This is a genomic window from Pseudoxanthomonas spadix BD-a59 (assembly GCF_000233915.3).
Lineage (GTDB): Bacteria > Pseudomonadota > Gammaproteobacteria > Xanthomonadales > Xanthomonadaceae > Pseudoxanthomonas_A > Pseudoxanthomonas_A spadix.
The window spans coordinates 895,440-912,323 of record NC_016147.2 but is presented as its reverse complement, the minus strand read 5'-3'; the positions used below and the strand labels follow the sequence as shown (position 1 = coordinate 912,323).

The following is a 16,884-nucleotide window of genomic DNA, read 5'->3' as shown; positions in this document are numbered from 1 at the left end:
TCGCCTCTCGGGGATGACGAAGGTCAATGCCAATCAGGCCGGGGAAAGCCCACCGCTACGCCGCCCTGGGCAGCGGCCGCTCCGGTTCCGGCACCAGTCGCAGCCGCGCCGGCACCTCGCCGAGCACCTGGCCGGTGTGCGCGAGCAGCTGCAGCGTGCCGTCGGCGGTCTCGCACAGGGCGGTCAGGCTTTCGACCCAGTCACCGTCATTGGCGTACACCAAGCCGTCCTGGCGGATCAGCGCGGCGCGATGGATGTGGCCGCAGACGATGCCATCCAGCCCGCGCCGGCGCACGTCGTCCAGCCCGGCCTGCACGAAGCGGGCGATGTAGCGCTCGGCTGCCGCGCTCTTGCGCTTGAGGTACTCGGCCAGCGACCAGTAGCGCAGGCCAAGGCGGCGGCGCAGGCGGTTGACCAGCTTGTTGCCGGTGAGGATGCGGTAGTACAGCCAGTCGCCGAAGCGTTCCTGCAGCCCACCGAAATGCGTCACCGCGTCGTAGTCGTCGCCATGCACCACCAGCAGGCGGCGGCCGTCGGCGGTGGTGTGGATCACCCGCCGGCGCACCTGCATGGCCGGCAGCATCAGCCCGCAGAAGCGGCGCGCGGCGCGGTCGTGGTTGCCCGGCACGTAGATCAGCTCGGTGCCGCTGCGCGCCAGCGCATGCAGGGCCTCGACCACGCGCTGATGGGCCGCGTCCCAGCGCGCGCGGCGCTGTGCCATCCACCACAGGTCGACGATGTCGCCGACCAGGTACAGCTGCCGGCACTGCACACGCCCGAGGAAATCGGCGAACTCGGCCGCATGGCAGTGGGTGGAGCCCAGATGCACATCGGAGACGAAGATCGCGCGGTTCATGCGGCCTGCTCCTGCGATGAAGGTGCCAGATAACGCTGGCGCTTGCGCACGTGCATGCGCGCCAGGTCCAGTTCGATCAGGCCATCGACGCAGCCGGCGAAATCCGCGTCCACCCCGAAGGCCAGAAAGCGCGCACCGCCCGGTTCGCACAGCTCGGTGTACTGGCGCAGCAGCATCGGCAGCTGCGCGCCCAGCGCGTCCAGGTTGCCGCGCAGCACCGCCAGGGCGGTGGCCGCATCCATTGCTTCGAACTGCGGCGGGGCCTGGGTGAAATGGAACGGCTTGCGCGCGGTGGCACAGGCCTGGCCATGCCCATGGAACTGCTGGTAGTAGGCCACGATCTGTTCGCGCGCCGCGCACGGCAGGGCCGCGCTGATGGACACCGCGCCGAACAGGTAACGCACCTGCGGATAGCGGGCTAGATAGGCGCCGATGCCCTGCCACAGCTGGTCGATGCTGCGACTGTTCCAGTAGGCCGGGGCGACGAAGCTGCGGCCCAGCTCCATGCCTTCGGCGATGCGCGGCAGTGCGCTTTCGGCCCAGTCGAACAGCGAGGCGGTGTACAGCCCGGCCAGGCCGCGCTGGGCCAGCACCGGGGCGCCGCGGGCGACCCGATACGCACCGGCGATGGCGCCGGCCTGCTCGTCCCACAACACGATGTGGTCGTACCAGGCGTCGTACGCATCCAGGTCCAGCGCACGGCCGGTGCCCTCGCCGACCTGGCGGAAGGTGAGCTCGCGCAGGCGGCCGATCTCGCGCAGCAGCGGCGACTGCGGGTGCAGGCGGCCGGCCACGATCGTGCGGCCTTCGCGGGTGCTGCCCAGGTTTGGCAGGGCGGCCACGGCCGCCCGCAGCTGCGCCACCGGCACCGGTTCGGCCAGCGCCGCAGGCGCCTTGCCCTGCCCGTCCGAACGCCGGCCCAGGGCATACAGCGCGCGCCGCAACTGGCGGATCGCCGCCTGGTCACCGATGCCGGCCTCGAGCAACCGGGCCTGGCCCACGTGCAGCTTCAACGGCTGCTGGCGACGGGCGAACATCTCGCGTGGCAGCAGCGCAGTCCCGACCGGCTTGAACACCGCCGAGGCGCCGTAGAACAACGCCGAATTGCGCGCCTGCACCCGCACCGGCAGCACCGGCGCGCCGCTGGCCCGGGCAAAGCGGGCGAACCCGGCGCGCCAGCGGCCATCACGCACGCCCAGCGGATGCAGCCGCGAGACTTCGCCGGCCGGAAACACGATCACGCATTGCCCGGCCGCCAGCGCGGTGCGCACCGCGCGCAGGCTGCCGGCGTCGGCGCTGCCGCCGAACACGCGCACCGGCAGCAGCAGCGGCGCGAGCGGGGCGATGTGGGCCAGCAAGTGGTTGGCGATGATGCGCACATCGCGCCGTACCTGGCCGATCAGGCCCAGCAGGGCGATGGCATCGCGCGCACCGGAAGGATGGTTGGCGATCACCAGCAAGGGCCCGCTCGCCGGGATCCGGGCCAGCGCCTGCGCGTCATGCTGCTGCTGCAAATGCAGGAAACCGTGCGCGGCGGCGACGAACTCCCAGGCCTGCAGCCCTGCGTTGTCGCGCACGAAAGCCAGCGCCTGGTCGATCCCCGACCAATGCCCCCAGCGCCGCAACAGCGGCTGGGTCAGCGCGCCGCGGCGGCCACCGAACCAGCGCGGATAACGTTCGATGAGGGTATCTTCCAGAGGTCGCATGGCGGGCCTGTCGCGGCAGCGGCGTATCTGGAACGCCAGACTGGGCCGCGCCGGCGACAGGCACATTGCGTGGCCGCGACAGCGCGATGACAGCGCCGCCGCGGTCCTGTCATGGCCGCAGGCCAAAGTCGCCTCGCGGCAGCAGCACGCCAGTGCACATGCGCCGAGCCGCGTGCGCGTGTATCATGCGCGGCCATCTTTTCATCCGCATTGAAGGATATAAGCCTGATGTCCAGCTACCTGTTCACGTCCGAATCGGTCTCCGAAGGCCATCCGGACAAGATTGCAGACCAGATTTCCGACGCGGTCCTCGATGCGATCCTGCAGCAGGACAGGCGCGCACGGGTGGCCTGCGAGACGCTGGTCAAGACCGGTGTGGCGATCGTCGCCGGCGAGGTCACCACCAGCGCCTGGATCGACCTGGAAGCGCTGACCCGCAAGGTGATCCTGGACATCGGCTACAACAGCTCCACCGTCGGCTTCGACGGCGAGACCTGCGGGGTGCTGAACCTGATCGGCAAGCAGTCGCCGGACATCAATCAGGGCGTGGACCGCAAGCATCCCGAGCAGCAGGGCGCCGGCGACCAGGGCCTGATGTTCGGCTATGCGACCAACGAGACCGAAAGCTTCATGCCAGCCGCGATCCACTACGCGCACCGCCTGGTCGAGCGCCAGGCCGCGGTGCGCAAGAAGAAGAACTCGGCGCTGCCGTGGCTGCGTCCGGATGCCAAGTCGCAGGTCACCCTGCGCTACGAGGACGGCGTGGCCACCGCCATCGACGCGGTGGTGCTGTCCACCCAGCACGATCCCGGGGTCAGGCAGAAGGACCTGATCGAAGCGGTGCGCGAGGAGATCATCAAGCCGGTGCTGCCGGCCAAGTGGCTGCACAAGGACACCAAGTTCCACATCAACCCGACCGGCAAGTTCATCATCGGCGGGCCGGTGGGCGACTGCGGCCTGACCGGGCGCAAGATCATCGTCGACACCTACGGCGGCTGGGCCCGCCACGGCGGCGGCGCGTTCTCGGGCAAGGATCCGTCCAAGGTGGACCGTTCGGCCGCCTACGCCGCGCGCTACGTGGCCAAGAACGTGGTGGCCGCCGGCCTGGCCGACCGCTGCGAAGTGCAGGTCTCCTACGCCATCGGCGTGGCCGAGCCGACCTCGATCTCGGTCACCACCTTCGGCACCGGCAAGATCGAGGACCACAGGATCGAGAAGCTGATCCGCAAGCATTTCGACCTGCGCCCCTACGGCATCATCAAGATGCTAGACCTGATCCACCCGATGTACCAGCCGACCGCCGCCTACGGCCACTTCGGCCGCAAGCCGAAGGAATTCAGCTACACCGACGGTGCCGGCAAACAGCACACCGCCACCGCGTTCTCGTGGGAAAAGACCGACCGCGCCGAGGCCCTGCGGGCCGAGGCCAAGCTGAAGTAAGTTCTTCAGCCAGCTGCACCAGCACAAAGGCCGCGCAGAAGCGGCCTTTGTGCATTCTGGAACCGGCGCACAAGGCTGGGCCATGCCAAAGCGGTGCCAGCGGTCTTCACAAAAAACTCGAAGCGTCATCCCCGCGAACGCGTCGAAGCGCTTTCAACAGACCTGGTGTCTGGTCACCCAGCGGCTTGCATTTCGATCACGGCAACGTCCCTGGATTCCCGCCTACGCGGGAATGACGATCGTGAGGTGCCTGCGGTGGCGCGCGATCGCGCGCATCGGCTGCTGGGCGTGGCTCAGGCCACCTCTTCGTACAGCGCCATCCACGCCGCTTCGGCCTTGGCCAGATCGCTCGCGGTCATCTCGCGCTGGCGGCCCAGGTCGGCCAGCCGGCTGCCGTCGGCGGCATTGGCCGGATCGGCCAGCTGCGCGTCGATGGCGGCCAGTGCCGCTTCCAGTTGGGCCATTTTTTCCTCGGCCGCCTTGAGCTTGTGCGGATTCGGCGGCTTCTTCTGCGGCACCGGCTTGGTCGGCGGCGGTGGCGTGGGCGCGGCGGCGGCCATCTTCTGCTTGGTGCCCTGGGCGTTGGGACGGCTGCGCAACCAGGCGGCGTATTCGTCCAGGTCGCCGGCGAACGGCGCGACCACGCCATCGGCCACGCGCCAGAAGGTGTCGCAGACCAGGCCGATCAGATGACGGTCATGGCTGACCATCACGATCGCGCCTTCGAACAGGCTCAGCGCCTCGGCCAGGGCCTCGCGCATTTCCAGGTCCAGGTGGTTGGTCGGCTCGTCCAGCAGCAGCACGTTGGGCTGCTGCCAGGCGATCAGGGCCAGCGCCAGGCGTGCGCGCTCGCCGCCGGAGAAGCCGTCGACCACTTCGAATGCGCGGTCGCCCGGGAAATTCCACTTGCCCAGGAAATCGCGGAACGACTGGGTCGAGGCGTCGGGGGAGAGGTCGCGGAAGTGGTCGATCGGCGAGCGGCCTTCGTGCAGCGATTCCACCGTGTGCTGGGCGAAGTAACCGATGCGCAGGTCCGGGTGCGCGCTGCGCTCGCCGCGCAATGGCGCGATCTCGCCGACCAGGGTCTTGACCAGGGTGGTCTTGCCCGCGCCGTTGGGGCCGAGCAGGCCAATCCGGTCGCCCGCCTCCAGGCCGAAGCCGACCTCGTGCAGAATGAGGGCGTGCTGCTCGCGAGCCACTGGCTCGCGCACGCCCGAATGCCCCGCGTGCCTGGCGGGGCCAGATGGCGAACCGTCCGCAGTCCCACCAAGTGCATAACCACAATCAACATCATTCAGCCGGATCAGCGAATACGGCAGCCGCGCCGGCGCGGAGAACTCGATGCGGAATTCGCGCTCGGCGCGCACCGCCTCGGTGCCGGCCATCTTGGCCAGCCGCTTGATCCGGCTCTGGGCCTGGCTGGCCTTGCTGGCCTGGGCCTTGAAGCGGTCGATGAAGGACTGCAGGTGGGCGCGCTCGGCTTCGGATTTTTCGTGCTGGATCTGCTGCTGGCGCAGGTGCTCGGTACGCTGGCGTTCGAAATCGGTATAGCCGCCCACGTACAGCTTGGCGCCACCGCCATGCAGGTGCAGGGTGTGGGTGGCCACGTTGTCCAGGAACTCGCGGTCATGGCTGATCAGCAGCAGCGTGCCCGGATACTTGAGCAGCCACTGCTCCAGCCAGAACACTGCGTCCAGGTCCAGGTGGTTGGTCGGTTCGTCCAGCAGCAGCAGGTCCGAGGGCATCATCAGCGCGCGCGCCAGGTTCAGGCGCACCCGCCAGCCGCCGGAGAAATCCTTGACCGCGCGGCTGTGGGTGTCGGCCGCAAAGCCCAGGCCATGCAGCAGCTTGCCGGCGCGCGCCTGGGCGTCGTAGCCACCGACTTGCTCCATGCGCAGGTGCACCGCGGCCACCGCTTCCCAGTCCTCGGCGGCGATCGCGTCGGCCTCGGCCTTGAGCACCGCGGCCACTTCGGTATCGCCACCGAGGACGAAATCCAGCGCCGGATCGGGCAGCGCCGGGGTTTCCTGCGCCACGCTGGCGATGCGCACCTTGCCGGGCAGTTCGACATCGCCCTTGTCGGCTTCCAGCTCGCCCCTGACCGCGGCGAACAGGCTGGATTTTCCGGTGCCATTGCGCCCCACCACGCCGACCCGATAGCCGGCATGCATGGTCAGATCGACGTTGGACAACAGCAGGCGCTCGCCGCGGCGAAGGGCGAAGTTGCGAAGCGAAATCACGTGAGGTTCCCGGGGGAGGTATCCAGCAGACGTCCCAGTGTATCGGGTCTTGCTGGCAGGATTGTTCGTTAAGAAACCGTTGACTTTGTGCTCACCTGGCGGTTATTCGTGTCCTGCGCCGCAGCAAGACGTGACATCGGGACAAACAAGATCCCGGGTGCTGGACACCATCACGGGCGGCCATCTTTTTACCCACCGGAGCATCCATGATGTACAAGCCCACCCTCCTGACCGCCGCCATCGCCCTTGCGCTGGCGGTCCCCGCGCTGGCCCAGCAAGGCCAGCAGACCGCCAAGACGCTGGACAACGTGATCGTCACCGGCACCCGCGTCACCGACCGCACCCTGGCCGAATCGCAGTCGCCGATCGACATCATTTCGCGCGAGGCCCTGCAGGCCACCGGCACCACCGAACTGGCCACCGCGCTGGCGCGCGCCCTGCCCTCACTGAACTTCCCGCGCCCGGCGCTGGTGGACGGCACCAGTGGCGTGCGTCCGGCGCAGCTGCGCGGCCTGTCCCCGGACCAGGTGCTGGTGCTGGTCAACGGCAAGCGCTACCACAGCTCGGCGGCGCTCAACCTCAACGGCAGCATCGGCCGCGGCTCCTCGGCCGTGGACCTCAACAGCATTCCGGTGGCCTCCATCGAGCGGGTGGAAGTGCTGCGTGACGGCGCCTCGGCGCAGTACGGCTCGGACGCCATCGCCGGGGTGATCAACATCGTCCTCAAGGGCGCCGGAAAGGGTGGCAGCCTGGCGGTGAACTATGGCGAATATTCCAAGGGCGACGGCGCGCAGTTCCAGCTCTCCGGCGACACCGGCGTGCAGTTCGCCGACGGCCGCGGCACCCTGCACGTGGCCGGCCAGGCCGGCTACCAGGATCCGACCAATCGTTCCGGCGCCTACGCCGGCACCACGCCCAACACCGGCAACTTCCCGGGGGTGGGCGAGAAGGCCTTCATCATCGGCGATCCGGAGGTGGACGCCGGCGCGGCCTCGGCCAGCGCCAGCTTCGATTTCGCCGACAACATCACCGGTTACGCCACGGCCATCGCCAGCAACCGTGACATCAATTCGTATGCGTTCTATCGCTCCAGGAACCACAACAACCAGGCCGCGCTGCTGGCCATGTATTACCCGGACGGCTACGTGCCGGTGATCAACCAGTACTCCAAGGACCGCTCGCTCATTGCCGGGCTCAAGGGCAATACCGAAGGCGGCTTTGCCTGGGATGTCAGCTACAACTACGGCTACAACAGGATCGATTACGCCACCGACAACACCATCAATTACACGCTCGGCGACACCAGCCCGACCCGCTTCTACGACGGGGCGCTGGAGTACACCCAGAACATCCTCAACGCCGATTTCACCCAGGCCCTGGACTGGGGCCTGGCCTACCCGGTGACGCTGTCCTTCGGCGCTGAATATCGTGAGGAGAAGTGGAACCAGTCGCCGGGCGTATATGGCTCGTACGCCAATGCGGGCCTGGGCATCCCCGGCTCCAGCTCCGGGGCACAGGGCTTCGGCGGCTTCACCCCGGCCAACGCCGTGCACGCCGACCGCCACAACTACGCGGTCTATGCCGGTGTGGAAGCCGACTTCACCGACAAGTTCTCCGCCGGCCTGACCGGACGCTACGAGGACTACTCCGACTTCGGCAGCAAGGCCTCGGGCAAGCTGTCGGCGCGTTACGCGTTCACCGACATGGTTGCGCTGCGCGGTACGGTCTCCAACGGCTTCCGCGCCCCATCGCTGGCCCAGCAGAGCTTTCAGGCGATCTCCAGCACGATCACCAACGGCGTCTTCTACCAGAGCGGCACCTTCCCGGCCGACACCGCCATCGCCCAGGCCCTGGGCGCCAAGCCGCTGGACGCCGAGACCTCCACCAACTACAGCCTGGGCCTGGTGCTGCAGCCGACCGACCAGTTCTCGCTGACGGTCGATGCCTACCAGATCGAGATCGACGACCGCATCCTGCTGTCCTCCAACATCAACACCAATGCCGCCGCGCAGGCGCTGCTGTCCAGCCTGGGCGTGGACCAGGTGACCCAGTTCCGCTACTTCACCAACGCCGCCGACACCCGCACCAAGGGCGTGGACGTGGTCGGCAGCTACACCGTGCCGTTCGCGGCCAGCGCCCTGGACCTGACGGCCAGCTACAGCTATGGGGAGACCGAAATCACCCGCCTGGAGGCCTCGCCGGCCGCGCTGGCGGAGCTGGGCATCAGCACCCCGCTGATCGCCCGTGACGAAGTCGGCCGCCTGGAAGACAGCTTCCCGAAGAACAAGACGATCTTGGGCGGCACCTGGCATTCGGACCGCTGGAACCTGAGCCTGACCGGGACCCGCTACGGCAGCGTCACCGTGCGCAACGCGACCGTGCCGGCCAACGACCAGAGCTACGATGCCGAATGGCTGGTGGACGTGGCGGCCAGCTACAAGCCGACCCAGCAGTGGACCCTCACCCTGGGCGCAGACAACGTGTTCGACACCTACCCGGACGAGAACCGCTACGTGAACTCCACCAGCGGGATCTTCCAGTACAGCAACTACTCGCCGTTCGGCTTCAACGGCGCCTACGTGTATGGCCGCATCGCCTATACCTGGTAAGCCCGCACGCCACCGCGCGACCCGACCAACCCCGGCTTCGCGCCGGGGTTGTTTTATGGCGAAGCGTCCGCGCGGCGCCCCGCCATTCAGGGTGGGGGTGTTCTTGCCAGGCCGTTGGTTGCCTATCGGCTGTGAAGATTTCAGAAAAGTGACCGAAAACGCACATGTTGGGTTTACGATCGGCTAACTTGACTGGCGGCTTAACGGCCTCCCTTTCTCATTCATACAACACGGAGTGACGCATCGATGGCGATCAGCACGCGGTTTGGGGTTCTGGCAGGTGCAGTGGTAGCGATTCTGGGTGTGTCGTTTTCGGCCCAGGCCGCGGGTAGGCCCGACCTGGTGGCCCAGTCCCTGAAGGCCGGGCGTCTGCACCAGCCCGATGAATTGCTGATCAAGTACCGCGACGGCGCCACCGCCGCCGATCGCGAGGCGATCGAGCATGGCCTGGGTGCCAGCAAGCTGGACATCGTCCGCCCCGGCAATGGCAAGCAGGGCGAACTGGCGCTGTTGAAGCTGCGCAGTGGTCAGGACCTGGCTGCGGCCATCCAGGTACTGAGCAGCGACCCGGCCGTCGACTACGCCGAGCCGAACTGGGTCTACACCATCGGCGCGACCTCCAACGATACCTACTACTCCAACGGTTCGCTGTGGGGCATGTACGGCGACGGCACCAGCCCGGCCAACCAGTACGGCTCGCAGGCCGGCGAAGCCTGGACCGCAGGCCACACCGCCTGCAGCAACGTGCTGGTCGGGGTGATCGACGAGGGCATCTACTACAGCCACGACGATCTGGCACCGAACATCTGGTCCAACCCCTATGACGCGGCCGATGGCGTGGACAACGACGGCAACGGCTATGTCGATGACATTCGCGGCTGGGACTTCGACGGCGGCACCAACAACATCAACTCCGGCGGCGCCAGCGACGACCATGGCACCCATGTCTCCGGCACCATCGCCGGCGTGGGTGGCAACGGCAAGGGCGTGGCGGGGGTGTGCTGGAGCGGGATCAAGCTGATCAGCGCCAAGTTCCTGGGCCGCCGCGGGGGCACCACCGCCAATGCGGTCAAGGCGGTGGACTACATCACCGACCTCAAGACCCGCCATGGCCTGAACATCGTCGCCACCAACAATTCCTGGGGCGGCGGCGGCTTCTCCCAGGCGCTGCAGGACGCCATCACCCGCGCCGGCAGCGCCGAGATCCTGTTCGTGGCCGCCGCAGGCAACGACGCGGTCGACAACGACACCACCGCCAGCTACCCGTCCAACTACCCGAACGCGAACGTGATCGCCGTGGCCTCCATCACCAACACCGGCGCGCTGTCCAGCTTCTCGCAGTGGGGCAAGACCACCGTGGACCTGGGCGCGCCGGGTTCGGCGATCTACTCCACCGTGCCGGTCAGCAACAAGGGCAAGGTCACCGCCGGCTACGCCAGCTACAACGGCACCTCCATGGCCACCCCGCATGTAACCGGCGCCGCGGCGCTGTACGCCTCGACCCGTCCCGGTGCCAGCGCGGCGGACATCAAGGCGGCGATTCTCGACAACACCGTGCCGACCACCTCCCTGCAAGGCAAGACCGTCACCGGTGGCCGGCTCAACGTGAGCGGCTTCTAGCAGCAGGTACCGCAGCGCCCGGCGGAAGACCGGATCCGGTTTTCCGTCAGCGCTTCGGTGCAAGCGCCGATCCGGACGGCCTGATTTGGCCAAGGCCCCGATGCATGTCGGGGCCTTTTTCATTGCGCGGACCAGAACCCGCTCGATCCGGTTTGCCACCGGTCAAGCGCGTGCGCACACCCGCTGCTTCCGGTGTCAGCCGCCGGTGTCCTGCTGTCGGCGGCGTCCGTCTTCGATAGATGACATGAACCGGCGAGTCAGTTTCGATTTTCCCGGCCTGTGCCGATTGCGCGAAACTCGGGCCACGAGTAGACGAGCCTAACGGGGACACGCCATGCACCACGACACCAGCCTGATCGACATCATCGCCGTCGGCCTGGTCGTGGCGTTCGTGTTCGGCGCGCTGGCCAACAGGCTCAGGCTCTCGCCGCTGGTGGGCTATCTGGTGGCGGGCATGGTGGTCGGGCCGTTCACGCCCGGCTTTGTCGCCGACCAGGACCTGGCCACCCAGCTGTCCGAGCTGGGGGTGATGCTGTTGATGTTCGGCGTCGGCCTGCACTTCTCGCTGGAAGACCTGATGTCGGTCAGGAAGATCGCCGTCCCCGGCGCGATCGCGCAGATCGCCGTGGCCACGGCGCTGGGCTTCGGGCTGGCCTGGTGGATGGGCTGGAACGCGCTGCAGGGCCTGGTGTTCGGCCTGGCCCTGTCGGTGGCCAGCACGGTGGTGCTGCTGCGGGCGATGGAAGACCGGCGCATGCTGGACACCAACAAGGGCCGCATCGCCGTGGGCTGGCTGATCGTGGAAGACCTGGCCATGGTCCTGGCCCTGGTGCTGCTGCCGGCGCTGGCCGGCGCGCTGGGCGACGGCGCCACCGCGCAGGCCGTGGCCGAGGCCGGCGGCGGCGCGGCGGTCAAGGCTGCCCAGGCCGAACCGAACGCCTGGCTGTCGATCGCCAAGGCCATCGGCATCACCCTGCTGCAGGTGGCCGCGTTCGTGGCGGTGATGCTGGTGGTGGGCAGGCGGGTGATCCCGTGGACGCTGGAGAAGGTCGCGGCCACCGGCTCGCGCGAGCTGTTCACCCTGTCAGTGCTGGCCATCGCCCTGGGGGTGGCGTTCGGCTCGGCCAGGCTGTTCGGGGTGAGCTTCGCGCTGGGCGCGTTCTTTGCCGGGATGCTGCTCAACGAGTCGGAGCTGAGCCACAAGGCGGCCAGCGATTCGCTGCCGCTGCGCGATGCGTTCGCAGTGCTGTTCTTCGTCTCGGTCGGCATGCTGTTCGACCCGGCCATCCTGGTGACCTACCCGCTGCAGGTGCTGGCGAGCTTCCTGATCATCGTGGTCGGCAAGTCGGCGGCGGCCTACCTCATCGTGCGCGCGTTCGGCCATCCCAAGGGCACGGCGCTGACCATCTCGGCCAGCCTGGCGCAGATCGGCGAGTTCTCCTTCATCCTGGCCGGGCTGGGCCTGAGCCTGAAGATCCTGCCGCAGCAAGGGCACGACTTGATCCTGGCCGGGGCGCTGCTGTCGATCGTGGCCAATCCGTTCCTGTTCACCGCCCTGGATGCCTGGAACCGGCGCCACGGCATGAACACCGCCGGGGTCACCCCGGCCGCCGAACCCGAGCCGCGGCCCGGCCCGCCGCTGGAGGCGCACGAGCACGCCATCGTGATCGGCTACGGGCGCGTGGGCAGCCACCTGGCGCGCTTGCTGCGCGAGCGCGGGGTGCCGCTGGTGGTGATCGATGACAACCGCGACAACGTGGAAAGGGCGCACGCCGCCGGCATTGCCGCCATCCGCGGCAGCGCGGCGGCCGATGCGGTGCTGGCCGAGGCGCAACCGGACAAGGCCAGGATCGCGGTGCTGGCCATCGCCCAGCCGCTGGAAGCCGGCGAGGCCATCGCCAAGTTGCGGGCGCTCAACCCGAACCTGACCGTGCTGGCGCGCGCCCACAGCGAAGCCGAGGTTGCGCACCTGCTCGCACACGGCGCCGATGGCGCGGTCCTGGCCGAACGCGAACTGGCCCATTCGCTGGCCGAGATGATCCTGGCCACCCCGCCCTACCGCGCCCTGCGCGTGCAGCCGGTGCCGTAGCGCCCGCTCAGGCCTGGGCCAGGGCCTGTTCCAGGTCGGCCAGCAGGTCGTCGATGTGTTCGATCCCCAGCGACAGGCGCACCGTGTCGATGCCCACCCCGGCCTTGTCCAGTTCCTCGGGCGAGAGCTGGCGGTGGGTGGTCGAGGCCGGATGGGTGGCCAGCGACTTGGCATCGCCGATGTTGACCAGGCGGGTGAACAGCTGCAGCGCGTCCAGGAAGCGGGCGCCGGCCTCGCGCCCGCCGGGCAGACCGAAGGTGAGCACGCCCGAGCCGTGACCGCGCAGGTATTTGCGCGCCAGCGCATGTTCGGGATGGTCCGGCAGGGCGGCATAGTTGACCCACTGCACCCGGGCATGCTGCTGCAGGTAATGGGCCACGGCCAGGGTGTTGGCGTTGATCCGGTCCATGCGCAGGGCCAGGGTCTCGATCCCCTGCAGGATCAGGAAGGCATTGAACGGCGACAGCGCCGCGCCGGTATTGCGCAGCGGCACCACGCGCGCACGACCGATGTAGGCCGCCTCGCCCAGGGCCTCGGTATAGACCACGCCGTGGTAGCTGACGTCCGGCTCGTTGAGGCGGCCGAAGCGGGCCTTGTGCTCGGCCCACGGGAAGCGCCCGGAATCGACGATCGCCCCGCCCAGGCTGTTGCCGTGCCCGCCCAGGTACTTGGTCAGCGAATGGACCACGATGTCGGCGCCGAAGTCGATCGGGCGCAACAGGTAGGGCGTGGCGACGGTGTTGTCCACGATCAACGGCACGCCGTGCGCATGGGCGATTGCGGCCACCGCCTCGATGTCGGTGATGTTGCCGCGCGGGTTGCCGATCGATTCGACGAACACCGCCTTGGTGCGCTCGTCGATCAGGCCGGCGAAGGCCTGTGGATCACGATAATCGGCAAAGCGCGTGCTGATGCCGAACTGCGGCAGGGTGTGCGCGAACAGGTTGTAGGTGCCGCCGTACAGCGCGCTGGAGGAGACGATGTTGTCGCCGGCCTCGGCGATGGTCTGGATCGCGTAGGTCACCGCCGCCTGCCCGGAGGCCAGCGCGAGCGCACCGATCCCGCCCTCCAGGGCGGCCATGCGCTGCTCCAGCACCTCGTTGGTCGGATTCATGATCCGGCTGTAGATGTTGCCCGGCACCTTCAGGTCGAACAGGTCCGCGCCGTGCTGGGTGCTGTCGAAGGCGAAGGCCACGGTCTGGTAGATCGGCACGGCGACCGCGCGGGTGGTCGGGTCGGGGCTGTAGCCACCGTGCACGGCGATGGTTTCGGGCTTCCACTGGGGCTGGGTCATGGCACAGGTTCACTGGGGCAGAAGGAAGGCGACGATAGCCCAGCCCGTCGCGCCGGGGGTGGCCTCCACCACCCCGGCTCATGTCCAAAGGCAATCAGCGCATGAGCGATCCGACTACGCCGGTACCGACACGGCGCGTTTGCGCGGGGCGCGTGCCAAGTGCCTTCCTTGGACGCCGCATCCCGTAGCGTGGGGCTGGCATGCATCCAGCGCGGTTGGCGCTCGGCTGGGCTTGCCCCGGAACGGCTCAAAACAAAAACGCCATCCCCGCGCCGTTGAGCGCGGGGATGGCGACATACAGCAAAGAATTCAGACCTTCTTACGCCTTGGCGAACACCAGCCGCCCCCCTGCCGCGTCGACCTGCACGGTGTCGCCGCTGACGAACGCGCCGGACAGGATCTTCTGCGCCAGCGGGTTTTCCAGCTGCGACTGGATCGCGCGCTTGAGTGGACGTGCGCCGTAGACCGGGTCGAACCCGATATCGCCCAGGATGCTCAGCGCCGCATCGGACACCTCCAGCCCGATCCCGCGATCACGCAGGCGCGCTTCCAGCCCGCGCAGCTGGATCCTGGCGATCTGGCGGATCTGGACCTTGTCCAGCGGATGGAACACCACGATGTCATCGAGCCGGTTGATGAACTCGGGCCGGAAGTGCGCCTGGACCACGCCCATGACCGCCGCCTTGATCTTGGTGTAGGACTCGGCGCTTTCATCGTGCGACATCTCCTGGATCAGCTGGCTGCCCAGGTTGGAGGTCATCACGATCACGGTGTTGCGGAAGTCCACGGTGCGGCCCTGGCCATCGGTCAGGCGGCCATCGTCGAGCACCTGCAGCAGGATGTTGAACACATCGCCGTGCGCCTTTTCCACCTCGTCCAGCAGGATCAGCGAGTACGGGCGACGACGCACCGCCTCGGTCAGGTAACCGCCTTCCTCATAACCCACGTAGCCCGGGGGCGCGCCGATCAGCCGGGCGACCGAATGCTTCTCCATGAACTCGCTCATGTCGATGCGGATCATCGCCTCGCTGCTGTCGAACAGGAATTCGGCCAGCGCCTTGCACAGCTCGGTCTTGCCCACGCCGGTCGGGCCCAGGAACAGGAACGAACCGCTGGGCCGGTTTGGATCGGACAGGCCGGCACGCGAGCGACGCACCGAATCGGACACGACCTTGATCGCCTCCTCCTGGCCGACCACGCGCTCGCGCAGCTGGTCTTCCATCTTGAGCAGCTTCTCGCGCTCGCCCTCGAGCATCTTGGACACCGGGATGCCGGTCCAGCGCGAAACCACCTCGGCGATCTCCTCGGCAGTGACCCGGTCCTGGACCAGCTTGAACTCCTGCTGCTCGGCCGCCTGGGCTTCGGCCAGCTGCTTCTCCAGCTGCGGCAGCACCCCGTACTGGATCTCGCTCATGCGCGCATAGTCCTGGCGGCGCTGGGCGCCTTCCAGTTCCACCCTGGCCGCCTCGATCTGCTCCTTGATCCGGGTGGCGCCCTGCAGCGCGGCCTTTTCCGATTTCCAGACTTCGTTGAGGTCGGAGAACTCGCGTTCCAAGGTGTCGATGTCCGCTTCCAGGTCGGCCAGGCGCTTGGCCGATTCGGCGTCCTTCTCCTTCTTCAGCATCTCGCGCTGGGTCTTGAGCTGGATCAGGCGGCGCTCCATGCGGTCCAGTTCCTCCGGCTTGGAATCGATCTCCATGCGGATACGGCTGGCGGCCTCGTCCATCAGGTCGATGGCCTTGTCCGGCAGCTGACGGTCGGCGATGTAGCGGTGGGACAGGGTGGCCGCCGCGACGATGGCCGGGTCGGTGATCTCCACACCGTGGTGCACGGCGTAGCGCTCCTTGAGGCCGCGCAGGATCGCGATGGTGTCTTCCACCGACGGCTCGCCGACAAACACCTTCTGGAAGCGGCGCTCGAGCGCGGCATCCTTCTCGATGTACTTGCGGTACTCGTCCAGCGTGGTCGCACCGACGCAGTGCAGCTCGCCACGGGCCAGCGCCGGCTTGAGCATATTGCCCGCATCCATCGAGCCCTCGGCCTTGCCGGCGCCGACCATGGTGTGCAGCTCGTCGATGAACAGGATGATCTGGCCCTCGCTCTTGGCCAGGTCATTGAGCACGCCCTTCAGACGCTCCTCGAATTCCCCGCGGAACTTGGCGCCGGCGATCAGCGCGCCCATGTCCAGCGACAGCACCCGCTTGTTCTTCAGGTTCTCCGGCACCTCGCCATTGACGATGCGCTGGGCCAGGCCTTCGACGATCGCGGTCTTGCCCACGCCCGGCTCGCCGATCAGCACCGGGTTGTTCTTGGTCCGGCGCTGCAGCACCTGGATGGTGCGGCGGATCTCCTCGTCGCGGCCGATCACCGGATCCAGCTTGCCGCTCTCGGCGCGTGCGGTCAGGTCGATGGTGTATTTCTCCAGCGCCTGGCGCTGGTCCTCGGCGTTTTCGGACTGCACGCTCTCGCCGCCGCGGATCTTGTCGATGGCTGCTTCGACCTTCTTTTTGTCGGCACCGGCCGTGCGCAAGGCCAGGCCCAGCGGGCCATTGTCTTCCACCGCCGCCAGCACGAACCACTCGCTGGCGATGAAGGCATCGCCATGTTGCTGGGCCAGCTTGTCGGTCTGGTTGAGCAGGCGGCCCAGGTCGTTGCCCACCGACAGGTTGCCGGCCTGGCCGGTGACCTTGGGCAGTGCCTCCAGCGACTCGCCCAGGCGCTCGCGCAGCACCGGCACGTTGACCCCGGCCTGCTGCAGCAGCGCGCGGGTGCTACCGCCGGACTGATCCAGCAGCGCCACCATCAGGTGCACCGGTTCGATGAAGTTGTGGTCGCGGCCCACGGCCAGCGACTGGGCATCGGCCAGGGCTTGCTGGAAGCGCGAAGTGAGTTTGTCCATCCGCATTGGGAAATCCTCGAAGGGGGGGCCGGCAAGGCCGGCAATGTCACCGACATGGCGTTGGCAGGGCGGGTTTCAAGGCGGCTGCGCCAACCGATTGAACCCGCTGCAGGGTGCCGGCCTGACCGCTG

General features: G+C 67.8%; 8 protein-coding genes and 2 pseudogenes. 4 read left to right on the top strand and 6 right to left on the bottom strand.

Annotated elements, in window-relative coordinates; translation table 11 throughout:
- Window positions 1–55: 55 nt before the first annotated feature.
- Together DSC_RS04040 and olsF are read right to left on the bottom strand one after the other, a co-directional pair.
- Window positions 56–856, bottom strand: a complete 801-nt coding sequence (locus tag DSC_RS04040; RefSeq protein ID WP_014159857.1) for a UDP-2,3-diacylglucosamine diphosphatase — start codon at window positions 854–856, stop codon at window positions 56–58.
- Window positions 853–2,562 (bottom strand): bifunctional ornithine lipid synthase OlsF, encoded by a 1,710-nt coding sequence (gene olsF, locus DSC_RS04035; RefSeq protein ID WP_014159856.1) that lies wholly within the window; start codon window positions 2,560–2,562, stop codon window positions 853–855. The genes DSC_RS04040 and olsF overlap by 4 nt, the downstream gene beginning before the upstream one ends.
- A gap of 228 nt (window positions 2,563–2,790) precedes the next feature.
- On the opposite strand from olsF, the gene metK reads away from it, so the two are divergent.
- Window positions 2,791–4,002, top strand: coding sequence for a methionine adenosyltransferase (metK, locus tag DSC_RS04025; protein ID WP_014159854.1), 1,212 nt, complete (start codon window positions 2,791–2,793; stop codon window positions 4,000–4,002).
- 293 nt (window positions 4,003–4,295) lie between these two features.
- Here metK and DSC_RS17515 read toward each other — a convergent pair.
- Together DSC_RS17515 and DSC_RS17510 are read right to left on the bottom strand one after the other, a co-directional pair.
- Window positions 4,296–5,180, bottom strand: a pseudogene (locus DSC_RS17515) (ATP-binding cassette domain-containing protein); the annotation flags it as partial.
- 95 nt (window positions 5,181–5,275) lie between these two features.
- Window positions 5,276–6,242: pseudogene (locus tag DSC_RS17510) on the bottom strand (ABC-F family ATP-binding cassette domain-containing protein); the annotation flags it as partial.
- A 206-nt stretch (window positions 6,243–6,448) separates the two neighbouring features.
- On the opposite strand from DSC_RS17510, the gene DSC_RS04015 reads away from it, so the two are divergent.
- From DSC_RS04015 to ybaL, 3 genes are all read left to right on the top strand, one after another.
- A complete protein-coding gene (locus DSC_RS04015; RefSeq protein ID WP_193384091.1) occupies window positions 6,449–8,851 on the top strand; it encodes a TonB-dependent receptor plug domain-containing protein in 2,403 nt (800 codons plus the stop codon).
- Between the two features lie 342 nt (window positions 8,852–9,193).
- Window positions 9,194–10,471: a S8 family peptidase gene (locus DSC_RS04010; protein ID WP_202944904.1), complete on the top strand. Its 1,278-nt coding sequence runs from the start codon at window positions 9,194–9,196 to the stop codon at window positions 10,469–10,471.
- Between the two features lie 334 nt (window positions 10,472–10,805).
- Window positions 10,806–12,560: a YbaL family putative K(+) efflux transporter gene (ybaL, locus tag DSC_RS04005; protein ID WP_014159850.1), complete on the top strand. Its 1,755-nt coding sequence runs from the start codon at window positions 10,806–10,808 to the stop codon at window positions 12,558–12,560.
- A 7-nt stretch (window positions 12,561–12,567) separates the two neighbouring features.
- Here the strand turns inward: ybaL and DSC_RS04000 are convergent, their stop codons facing one another.
- The gene (locus DSC_RS04000) at window positions 12,568–13,854 is read right to left on the bottom strand and encodes an O-acetylhomoserine aminocarboxypropyltransferase/cysteine synthase family protein (protein ID WP_014159849.1); all 1,287 of its coding nucleotides are present in this window, start codon (window positions 13,852–13,854) and stop codon (window positions 12,568–12,570) included.
- A 319-nt stretch (window positions 13,855–14,173) separates the two neighbouring features.
- The gene (gene clpB, locus DSC_RS03995; RefSeq protein WP_014159848.1) at window positions 14,174–16,759 is read right to left on the bottom strand and encodes an ATP-dependent chaperone ClpB; all 2,586 of its coding nucleotides are present in this window, start codon (window positions 16,757–16,759) and stop codon (window positions 14,174–14,176) included.
- Between the last annotated feature and the right edge of the window lie 125 nt (window positions 16,760–16,884).

Bases quoted from the DNA above. Each gene is read 5' to 3' on its own strand.
- DSC_RS04040 (WP_014159857.1), bottom strand. From the start codon at position 856: ATGAACCGCGCGATCTTCGTCTCCGATGTGCATCTGGGCTCCACCCAC.
- olsF (WP_014159856.1), bottom strand. From the start codon at position 2,562: ATGCGACCTCTGGAAGATACCCTCATCGAACGTTATCCGCGCTGGTTC.
- metK (WP_014159854.1), top strand. From the start codon at position 2,791: ATGTCCAGCTACCTGTTCACGTCCGAATCGGTCTCCGAAGGCCATCCG.
- DSC_RS04015 (WP_193384091.1), top strand. From the start codon at position 6,449: ATGATGTACAAGCCCACCCTCCTGACCGCCGCCATCGCCCTTGCGCTG.
- ybaL (WP_014159850.1), top strand. From the start codon at position 10,806: ATGCACCACGACACCAGCCTGATCGACATCATCGCCGTCGGCCTGGTC.
- DSC_RS04000 (WP_014159849.1), bottom strand. From the start codon at position 13,854: ATGACCCAGCCCCAGTGGAAGCCCGAAACCATCGCCGTGCACGGTGGC.
- clpB (WP_014159848.1), bottom strand. From the start codon at position 16,759: ATGCGGATGGACAAACTCACTTCGCGCTTCCAGCAAGCCCTGGCCGAT.